At 59.7% G+C, this 808-nt stretch carries 1 pseudogene; it reads right to left on the bottom strand.

The annotated features are described in order from the left end of the window. Positions 1–585 (bottom strand): annotated as a pseudogene (locus tag E5W87_RS19885) (DNA-directed RNA polymerase subunit beta); the annotation flags it as partial. Positions 586–808 lie beyond the last annotated feature (223 nt).

Genomic DNA, 808 nt, shown 5'->3' on the forward strand with positions numbered 1-808 from the left:
CTCGATGTCGAGCCACGAGCCGCGATAGGGGATGACGCGCGCGGCAAACAGCAGCTTGCCGGACGAGTGCGACTTGCCCTTGTCATGGTCGAAGAAGACGCCCGGCGAACGGTGCATCTGCGAGACGATGACACGCTCGGTGCCGTTGACGATGAAGGTGCCGTTCAAGGTCATGAGCGGCATGTCGCCCATGTAGACGTCCTGCTCCTTGATGTCCTTGATCGACTTGGCGCCGGTATCCTCGTCGATATCGAACACGATCAGGCGCAGCGTCACCTTGAGTGGCGCGGCATAGGTCAGGTCGCGCTGACGGCATTCGTCAACGTCGAATTTCGGTCCTTCGAACTCGTACTTCACGAATTCCAGCATCGAGGAGCCGGAAAAGTCGGAGATCGGGAAGACCGACCTGAAAACCGCCTGCAGTCCCTCGTCAGGACGCCCGCCCTTGGGCTCCTCCACCATCAGGAACTGGTCATAGGATGCCTTTTGAACCTCGATCAGGTTCGGCATCTCCGCAACTTCCGGGATCTTTCCGAAGAATTTGCGTACGCGTCTGCGGCCATTGAAAGTTTGTGTCTGGGCCATCGTCGCTCCTTAGCTCGATTCTCGGGGCGAGCCTCGCCGCGGCTCGCCTTGCATTCTCGGCCACCTCGGCGGCGACCTTTAATTTGTTCACCCGCCACCTGTCGGTGGCCGGCCAAAACGGGAGAAAACCCGTTTCCTGAAGGCCGGTTTACGGCCCTCAGGAAAGAGGTTTTCGTACTCTTCGCGTTACGCAGCCTCCCTTCGCACCAAGGGAGTGGCGGAC

The organism is Mesorhizobium sp., assembly GCF_004962925.1.
In the GTDB taxonomy this organism is placed as follows: domain Bacteria; phylum Pseudomonadota; class Alphaproteobacteria; order Rhizobiales; family Rhizobiaceae; genus Mesorhizobium.